Origin of the sequence: Saccharomonospora iraqiensis subsp. iraqiensis, assembly GCF_000430445.1 — a bacterium.
Classification (GTDB): Bacteria; Actinomycetota; Actinomycetes; order Mycobacteriales; family Pseudonocardiaceae; genus Saccharomonospora; species Saccharomonospora iraqiensis.
Map to the genome: position 1 here is coordinate 23,631 of NZ_KE387087.1, position 8,544 is coordinate 32,174.

An 8,544-nucleotide genomic window follows, 5' to 3' on the forward strand; every position below is an offset into this window, starting at 1 on the left:
ACCGCGGCCACGCCCACCAGTGCCAGGCCGGAGACCAGGAACGTCGCGCTCGGCGTGCCGAGCACCCGCGTCAGCACGCCGCCGAGCAGCGCGCCGACCGGGATCGCGCCCCACACCACGGTGCGCCACGCGCCCAGCACCCGCCCCAGCAGTTCCCCGGGGACGAGGGTGTGCCGGGTGGTGGCGAGCATGACGTTCACCGCCACCAGAGCCGCGGCGAACACGCCGAACAGCGACGCCGAGAGCACCGGGTGGTTCACCAGCCCCATGGCGACGAACGCCGCCGCCGCGGTGAGGATCCCGCCCACCAGGACCGGACGCGCCCCGATCCGGTCCAGCAGCCGTGCGGTCACGGCGGCACCGGCGAGCCCGCCGAGCCCCCCGACGAAACCGAACACACCGAACGCGGCGTCGCTGAGGTCCAGATCGTCGAGTGCGTACAGCACGAGCTGCGCCTGGGCGAGCTCGGTGACCAGGCTGACCAGGCCTGCCACGGTCACCAGCCGCAGCATCAGCGGGTTGCCCCGCAGCCAGCGCATCCCCTCGGCCAGGTCGGCACGCAGCCGGGTGCGGGTGGCGGTCACCGTGCCGTCCGCGTTCCCGGCGGTGTCGGTCCCCTCCGCCGCGCCGGTTCCGGGGTCCGGTCCGTCGCCCCCGCCCGGCTCGGCGCGAGCGCGTGGCCGGTAGCTGCCCGCCATCCCGATCAGGAGCGCGGCCCCCAGCGCGAACGCGATGCTGTTCAGCAGGAAGGGGAACGCATGGAACACCGCGAAGGTCAGGCTGCCCACCGGGCCACCGAGGAAGGTCTGGCCCACGATCTCGGTGGCCTGGAGCTTGCTGTTGGCACCGGAGAGACCGTCCTGGCCGACCACCGAGGGGATCAGCACGTTCGCCGCGCTGTCCGCGACGACCTCGGCGGCACCCACCAGCAGCGCGGTGAGGTAGATCAGCCAGATCGTGGCGGCGTCGAAGTACACCAGTGCCGCGGTGACACCGACCGCGGCCGCGCGGGCGGCGTTGGCCAGCACGACCGCCTTGCGGCGGTCCACGCGGTCCAGCATCGTGCCCGCGGCCAGGCCGAACAGCAGCCAGGGCAGGAACTGGGCCGCCGACAGCCCGCCGATGAGCAGCGGGTCCCGGGTGACGAGTGCGGCGAGCAGCGGGAAGGCGGTCTTGGCGATGCCGTCGCCGAGATTGGCGAACGCGTTGGACCCGAGCAGCCAGGTCAGCCGCCGGTCCCGCGTCGCCGTCACCGGCGCGGCAGGCATCGGCCGCGCCGCGACGTGATCCTCACCGGTCCGGTTGTCCGCGACTGTGGTCGCACCGTGGCTACCCCCATCCGAGTTCGTGCAGACGTGCGTCGTCGATGCCGAAGTGGTGCGCGATCTCGTGGACCACGGTGATCAACACCTCCTCGACGACCTCCTCCTCTGTCTCGCACGATGCCAGGATCGGTTCCCGGTAGAGGGAAATTCGGTCAGGAAGTACCCCGCCGTAGTCGGGACCGCGCTCGGTCAGCGCGATCCCGTGGTACAGCCCGAGCAGGTCGGGCTCCTCCTCGTTGTGGTCCTCGACCAGCACAACGACGTTGTCCATCGCGGCCGCGAACTGCTCCGGGAGCTGGTCCAGCGCGTCGCCGACCAGGTTGTCGAAGTGCTCGTCGGACATCCGCACCGGCATCGCTCACCCGCCGTTCGCCGTCTCGGGGTCGTCGGTTCCCGTGCCATCCTGCCCGGACCCGGAACCGTCCTGTCCCGTGCCGTCGGTGTCGCCGTCCCCGCCGCCACCGCCGTCGGCGCTCCCGGAACCGTCACCGTCCCCGCCGCCGTCTCCGGAATCACCCCCGGAGTCGTCCCCGGAGTCGTCCCCGGAGCCGTCGCCGGAGTCGTTGCCGGAGCCGTCCCCACTGCCGTCGCCGTCGCCGGAGTCCTCCGCGCCCTCCTTGACGCTTCCCCGGACCTGAGCGAGTCCGCTGTCGTCCTCGAGGACCGCACCGACCTTGCAGTTCACCAGGCTCGACCCCGCGTCCCAGCTCGCCTCCGACCGCAGGTCCCAGGTCAGGATGAGCCCGTCCTCGGCCAGCTCGGCCGCGTCCCGTCCGCCGGTGTAGTCCTCGAGGACCCCGGAGCAGGTCGGGTCCAGCCAGTCGCGCTGGTCCTCCTCCGTGGGGAACTCCTCGAACTCGTCCCGCAGGTCGACCACGCCCACGATCTCGTAGGAGTGTGCCTCCGAGCAGGACACCGGGTCGCCGACGCTCTTGTCCACGATGCCCAGACAGGTCCCGGTGTCCCAGACGTAGGACTGGTCCGTCTCGGCGGCGGGTTCGGTCAACGTCTGGAGTCCACCGCCCGGGCCGACCCACTGCAGGCCGCAGTGCATGGTGCGGTCCCCGTCCTCCCACTGCTCGTCGTCCGGACGGAGCATCCCGATGCTGAGCCTGCCCTCCGGGTCCAGTGGTTGTTCCAGGTACTCCTCGGTCAGTTCCCCGCAACGCTCGTCGGTGAGGGTCCGCCACTGCTCGGCGTCCGGGAGCGCGGCGGTGGTCCCGTACTCGTCGCTGACGTCGGCGAGTCCCACGACCTCGAACAGGTGTTCTTCGTCACACGACACCTCGGCGACGTCGCTCGCGTCCGGTTCCGACCAGTTCAGGCAGCTGCCCGGAGGGGAGCGGAACGCCTTCTCCCGCTTCTCGACGATCTGCTCGGCGAGCTGCTCGGCCTCCCGTTCCCGTTCCTCGTCCGGACTCTCCGGGAACCAGGAGAAAGCCCACGTCAGCGACATCGCGACGAGGGCCCCGACGAGCACGCCCGCCATCAGCGCGCGGGTGCGGGCCCGCGGCGCCGTGGTGGACGACGGGCGGTCGGACTCGGTGGACATCGAGTCCATCATGCCTTTTCCGCCCCGCGGTCGCCGTCGAGTGATTAAGGTGATCATCCGCAGACTCGCGGTCCGGGAGTGCTCAGTGACAGAACAGAACGAAAATTCACCAGGTGGGGAACAGCCGCGCGGCTCCATGCGGTTCCAGGACGCGGAGAACACCGCGCCGCGACAGCCGTCCCTGGCCGAGCAACGCGCGCGCCAGCAGGCCGAGGCCGAACGGCAGCAGCGCGAGATCGAGCAGGCCGAGGCCGCCCGGAAGACGGAGTCCCGGCGCAAGCTGCTGATCGGCAGCGGGGTCGCGGTCGGGCTCGTCGGCTTCATCGCGGGCTTCTACGTCGTGGCCACCCCTGAGGAGGTCGTGGCCCACTGCGTCGACGAGCACGACAGGATCGTCGACGACGACTACTGCGACGACGACTACGCCCGCAGCCACGGTGGCTACTACAACAGCAGCAGCAACATCGTGTTCCTGCCCTCGCCCGGCGGGGGTGACGACTACCGGCAGTACCGGTACAAGTACGGCAGCGGCAACAGCAACGCCAGGCACGGCAGCACGGTCTCCGGGGGCAGCTACACCCGCCCGTCGAACGCGGAGATCAAGACGGACTCGGGCAAGACCATCCAGCGCGGCGGCTTCGGCGTCAGCAGCGGCAGCTTCGGCAAGGGCGGAGGCTCCTGATGCGGCGGGAGACCGGCACGCCCCGCCCGGACTGGGAGCGCACCGTCGCCGAGCAGGGGCTGGTGTTCGGCACCCCCGCCCGGTACGCCTCCGGGAAGGCGCGGCCGTACTGGGACGAGTCGGTGCACTACGTCCTGCCGATGGACGAGGTGCTCTCGATCGAGGCCGATGTGGAGCTGCTGCACTCGATGTGCCTGGAGGCCGTGGACCACGTCGTGCTCACCGAGCGTTATGCCGAGTTCGGGCTGCCCGAGTGGGTGGGTCCGCACATCGCCGAGTCGTGGCGGCGGCGTGACCCGCACGTCTACGGCCGGTTCGACCTGCGCTACGACGGCCGGGGTCCGGCCAAGCTGCTGGAGTACAACGCCGACACCCCCACCTCGCTGCTGGAGGCGGCGGTGGTGCAGTGGCACTGGAAGACCACCGTCCACCCGGACGACGACCAGTGGAACTCGCTGCACGAACAGCTCGTCGAGCGGTGGTCCACGGTCGCGGGGCAGCTGCCCTCGAAGGAACTGCACTTCACCTGGTCCGGCGCCGACCCCACCGGTGAGGACCACCTCACCACCTCGTACCTCCAGGAGACCGCGGCCGAGGCCGGTCTGGACACCGTCGGGCTCGCCATCGAGGAGATCGGCTGGGATCCGCTGCTCACGCGGTTCGTCGACCTCGCCGAGGCGCCGATGAACACCGTCGTGAAGCTCTACCCCTGGGAGTGGGTGATCGACGAGGAGTTCGGCCGGCACGCCGTCGAGTCGTTGCCGCAGACGCTGTGGGTCGAACCGCTGTGGAAGATGCTGCTGTCCAACAAGGCCCTGCTCGGGATCCTCTGGGAGAACTATCCCGGCCATCCGAACCTGCTGCCCGCGTTCAACGACCAGCCCGGCCTGCTCACCGAGTACGTGCGCAAGCCGAAGCTCGGCCGCGAGGGCTCCAACGTGGACATCGTCGCGCCGGGGTACGAGACCGCGACCGGCGGTGTCTACGGGGCCGAGGGGTACGTCTACCAGGCCTTCGACCCGCTGCCGGAGTTCGACGGCTACCGGCCGGCGCTCGGCGCCTGGATCGTCGGCGACAGCGCGGCGGGCCTCGGTATCCGGGAGACCGCCGGGCTGGTGACCGACGACGGTGCGGCGTTCGTGCCGCACCGCATCCCGGAGTCGTGAGAGGACACGGCACCGGCGCGTGATCATGCTGAACTGTTGATTCGACCTGGGAGATTCCTGTGCTCGTAGCCCTGTCCGAGACCTTCGGTACCGACCTGGCCCGGGGGATCGGCGCGATCCTGCTGTACGCGATCGTGGGTCTGCTGCTGATGCTGCTCGGCTTCTACGCCATCGACTTCACCACCCCCGGCAAGCTGTCCGAGCTGGTGCGGCGCGGCCTGCCGAACGCGGTCATGGTCACCGCGTCCGGGCTGGTGTCGATGGCGTTCATCGTGGTGGTCGCGATCTGGGCCTCGGCCAGCGACCTGACCGAGGGGCTGATCACCGCGCTGGTGTACGGCCTGGTCGGGATCATCGCCCAGGTGCTCGCGGTGCGCCTGCTCGAATGGGCCACCCGCATCGACGTCCGTTCGACCATCGAGAGCGAGACGTTCGCCCCGGCCAGCATGGTCGTGGCCGCCGCCCACGTCGCCCTCGGCCTCGTCGTCGCCGTCGCCATCTCGTAACCCCCGCCGCCCGCCCGCCGGTCCCCGGCGGAGGTCGCCGTGAAGGACCCCCTCACTGCCTGTGTCGCAGCGAGGGGGTCCTTCGCTGCGTGTGACGCAGGGAAGGGGGCCTTCACGACCAACACCGGGGGCGAGTTGTCCCGGTCACATATCGGGTTGGTGTCCGGCCGCCCAGATGGTGGACGCGGTGCATTACCGTGGGGCGCGTGCGGTTACTGCGAACGCCTGAGGACCGGTTCACGGACCTGCCCGATTTCGACTACCCGCCGTCGTACGCGGATGTCGACCACCCGACGCACGGCATCATCCGGGTGGGCTACGTCGAGGCGGGGCCACCCGACGGTCCGCCGGTTCTGCTGTTGCACGGCGAACCGAGCTGGTCGTTCCTCTACCGCAAGCTGCTCCCCGTGCTGGCCGACGCGGGGTTGCGGGCCATCGCGCCCGACCTCGTCGGGTTCGGCCGCTCGGACAAGCCCGCCGACGTCGCCGACCACACCTACGCCCGGCACGTCGAGTGGATGCGCGCCTTCGCGTTCGACGCCCTCGACCTGCACGGGGTCACCCTCGTCGGGCAGGACTGGGGCGGGTTGATCGGCCTCCGGCTGGTCGCCGAGAACCCCGAACGCTTCGCCGGTGTGGTCGCGGCCAACACCGGGCTGCCCACCGGTGACTTCGACATGCCGAAGATCTGGTGGGCCTTCCGCGACGCGGTGGAGAACGCCCAGGTGCTCGACGTGTCCCGGTTCGTGCAGTCCGGCTGCACCCACGAGCTGACCGAGGCCGAACTCGCCGCCTACGACGCGCCGTTCCCGAACGAGACCTACAAGGCGGGCCCGAGGGCGATGCCCGCGCTCGTGCCCACCAGCACCGACGACCCGGCCACCGAGGCCAACCGGGCCGCCTGGGAACGGCTGTCGACGCGGGACCTGCCGTTCCTCTGCGCGTTCTCGGACAACGACCCGATCACCGGGGCGATGGCGCCGATCCTGCAGCGCAAGATGCCCGGCGCCGCCGGGCGGGAGCACCCGACGATCCCGGATGCGGGCCACTTCCTCCAGGAGGACGCGGGCGAGCAGCTGGGTCGCGTGGTCGCGGAGTTCGTGCGCGGTCTCTCCTGACTCCGGCGGCGTTCTCTCCCGACTCCGTGGGTCGGGGTCGTCCGACCTCGGCGACGGGCTCCCCGGAGCGCGCCCCGGACGCGAAAACCCGGTCGGCTCGACCGGGTGAGGAGAGGGCCGACTACCCTCTCAGGGCGTGATTGACCTCAGGATCCTGCGTGAAGAACCCGACGTCGTGCGCGCCTCGCAGCGGGCCCGGGGCGAGGACGACGGCGTGGTCGACCGACTGCTGGCCCTCGACGCCGAGCGCAGGTCCGCCATCGCCACGGCCGACAACCTCCGCGCCGAGCAGAAGCAGCTCGGCAAACAGATCGGCAAGGCCTCCGGGGACGAGCGCGAGGAGCTGCTGGCACGGGGCAAGGAGCTCGCCGCCCGGGTCAAGGACGCCGAGGCCGAGCAGAACCGGGCGGGCGCGGAGTTCGACGAGCTGCACCGGTCGGTCCCGAACGTCGTCCACCCCGAGGTTCCCGCCGGGGGCGAGGACGACTACACCGTGCTCAAGCACGTCGGCACGCCGGCCGAGTTCGACTTCGAGCCCGCCGACCACCTCGCCCTGGCCGAGGGACTCGGCGCCCTGGACATGGAGCGCGGGGCCAAGGTCTCCGGCGCGCGGTTCTACTTCCTCACCGGAATCGGTGCGCAGCTGCAGCTCGCGTTGCTGAACCTGGCCGCGGCCCAGGCCACGGAGAAGGGGTTCACCCTGATGATCCCGCCGGTGCTGGTGCGGCCCGAGGTCATGTCCGGCACCGGTTTCCTCGGCGAGCACGACTCCGAGGTGTACCGCCTGGCCGACGACGACCTGTACCTGGTGGGCACCTCGGAGGTCCCGCTGGCGGGATACCACTCGGACGAGATCCTGGACCTGTCCGGTGGCCCGCGCCGGTACGCGGGGTGGTCGTCCTGCTTCCGCCGGGAGGCGGGCTCGTACGGCAAGGACACCCGCGGCATCATCCGCGTGCACCAGTTCGACAAGGTCGAGATGTTCGTCTTCTGCCGTCCCGAGGACGCCGAGGCCGAGCACGCCAACCTGCTGTCCTGGGAGGAGGAGATGCTCGCGAAGATCGAGGTGCCGTACCGGGTGATCGACACCGCGGCCGGTGACCTCGGCACCAGCGCCGCCCGCAAGTACGACTGCGAGGCGTGGGTGCCCACCCAGCGGGCCTACCGCGAGCTGACCTCCACCTCGAACTGCACCACGTTCCAGGCGCGCAGGCTCGCGGTGCGCCACCGCGACGCCGACGGCCGGACGCAGACCGCGGCCACCCTGAACGGCACGCTCGCGACGACCCGCTGGATCGTGGCCATCCTGGAGAACCACCAGCAGCCGGACGGTTCGGTCCGCGTCCCCGAGGCTCTCCGCCCGTTCCTGGGCAACCGCGAGTACCTCACCCCCCACTGACCCACCCCTTCCCCCCGCGCGAGTCGCCACTTCAGGTCCGCGAGTCGCCGCTGGGCACCCACGAGTTGACGCTTCAGATCCGCGAGTCGCCGCATCACGCCCGTGAGTCGACGCCGTGTTCCCGGGAGTCGGCATCCACAGGTCGGGGCTTCCGCGTGTGAGATCGGGTCGGGTCCGGTCCGACACGTGCGCTCGTCGCCGCGAGCACGCGACTCGCGGGCCCGGGGTGTCGACTCGCCGGCTTGGGGCGTCAACTCCCGGGCCTGGGGCGTCGACTCGCGAGCTTGGGGCGTCGACTCGCGGGTCTGGGGTGTCGACTCGTGGGGGTGGGCGGGTAGGTTGCTGCGGCGACGGTCGGCGGCACGGGTGAGGGGTGTGGAGTACTGGTGATCGCGGTCACGGTCGGGGCGTGGCTCGTCCTCGCCGGGTTCGTGGTCGTGTGCTGGCCCCGCCTGAACACCCGACGCCGGTGGCGGGCCGTCGCGCTCGGACTCGCGCTCGCGTTCTCCCTGGCCCACCAGTCGCTCTACGGCACCCTGCTGCGGGAAGCCTTCGTCACCTTCCGCTACGCCCACAACCTCGCCACGGGCCACGGGCCGGTGTACAACCCGGGCGAGTACGTCGAGGGCTACCCGAGCTTCCTCTGGACGGTGCTGCTCGCACTCGTCGCACGGATCGTCGGTCCGGACGGCCTCGTCGGCGGTGGGCAGGTCCTCGGCGTGCTGGCCACCCTCGGCTGCGTGCTCGCCGCGCACCTGCTCGCGAGCCGCGTCGTGCGGCGCGCCCGCCCGCACGG

8 protein-coding genes and 1 pseudogene are annotated in these 8,544 nt (G+C 71.1%); 6 read left to right on the forward strand and 3 right to left on the reverse strand.

The genetic code is table 11. The annotated features are described in order from the left end of the window. The 3 genes from ACTIR_RS0112035 to ACTIR_RS0112045 form a co-directional block, all read right to left on the reverse strand. Nucleotides 1-1,268: MFS transporter (locus tag ACTIR_RS0112035; RefSeq protein WP_026454476.1), on the reverse strand; the 1,268-nt coding region annotated here is incomplete at its 3' end. A 61-nt stretch (nt 1,269-1,329) separates the two neighbouring features. After that, nucleotides 1,330-1,680, reverse strand: coding sequence for a metallopeptidase family protein (locus tag ACTIR_RS0112040; RefSeq protein ID WP_007025273.1), 351 nt, complete (start codon nt 1,678-1,680; stop codon nt 1,330-1,332). Nucleotides 1,681-1,683: 3 nt separating this feature from the next. Beyond that, nucleotides 1,684-2,889, reverse strand: a complete 1,206-nt coding sequence (locus tag ACTIR_RS0112045; RefSeq protein WP_026454477.1) for a septum formation family protein — start codon at nt 2,887-2,889, stop codon at nt 1,684-1,686. Nucleotides 2,890-3,013: 124 nt separating this feature from the next. On the opposite strand from ACTIR_RS0112045, the gene ACTIR_RS0112050 reads away from it, so the two are divergent. From ACTIR_RS0112050 to ACTIR_RS26585, 6 genes and pseudogenes are all read left to right on the forward strand, one after another. Then, nucleotides 3,014-3,559, forward strand: a complete 546-nt coding sequence (locus ACTIR_RS0112050) for a hypothetical protein (RefSeq protein ID WP_034239644.1) — start codon at nt 3,014-3,016, stop codon at nt 3,557-3,559. After that, complete coding sequence (locus ACTIR_RS0112055) at nt 3,559-4,725, forward strand: glutathionylspermidine synthase family protein (protein WP_026454479.1); 1,167 nt, start codon at nt 3,559-3,561, stop codon at nt 4,723-4,725. The genes ACTIR_RS0112050 and ACTIR_RS0112055 overlap by 1 nt, the downstream gene beginning before the upstream one ends. 59 nt (nt 4,726-4,784) lie before the next feature. Beyond that, a complete protein-coding gene (locus tag ACTIR_RS0112060) occupies nt 4,785-5,231 on the forward strand; it encodes a DUF350 domain-containing protein (RefSeq protein WP_026454480.1) in 447 nt (148 codons plus the stop codon). A gap of 197 nt (nt 5,232-5,428) precedes the next feature. Then, complete coding sequence (locus tag ACTIR_RS0112065) at nt 5,429-6,349, forward strand: haloalkane dehalogenase (protein WP_007025278.1); 921 nt, start codon at nt 5,429-5,431, stop codon at nt 6,347-6,349. A gap of 136 nt (nt 6,350-6,485) precedes the next feature. Continuing rightward, the gene (gene serS, locus ACTIR_RS0112070) at nt 6,486-7,748 is read left to right on the forward strand and encodes a serine--tRNA ligase (RefSeq protein WP_026454482.1); all 1,263 of its coding nucleotides are present in this window, start codon (nt 6,486-6,488) and stop codon (nt 7,746-7,748) included. 386 nt (nt 7,749-8,134) lie between these two features. Continuing rightward, nucleotides 8,135-8,544: pseudogene (locus ACTIR_RS26585) on the forward strand (hypothetical protein); the annotation flags it as partial.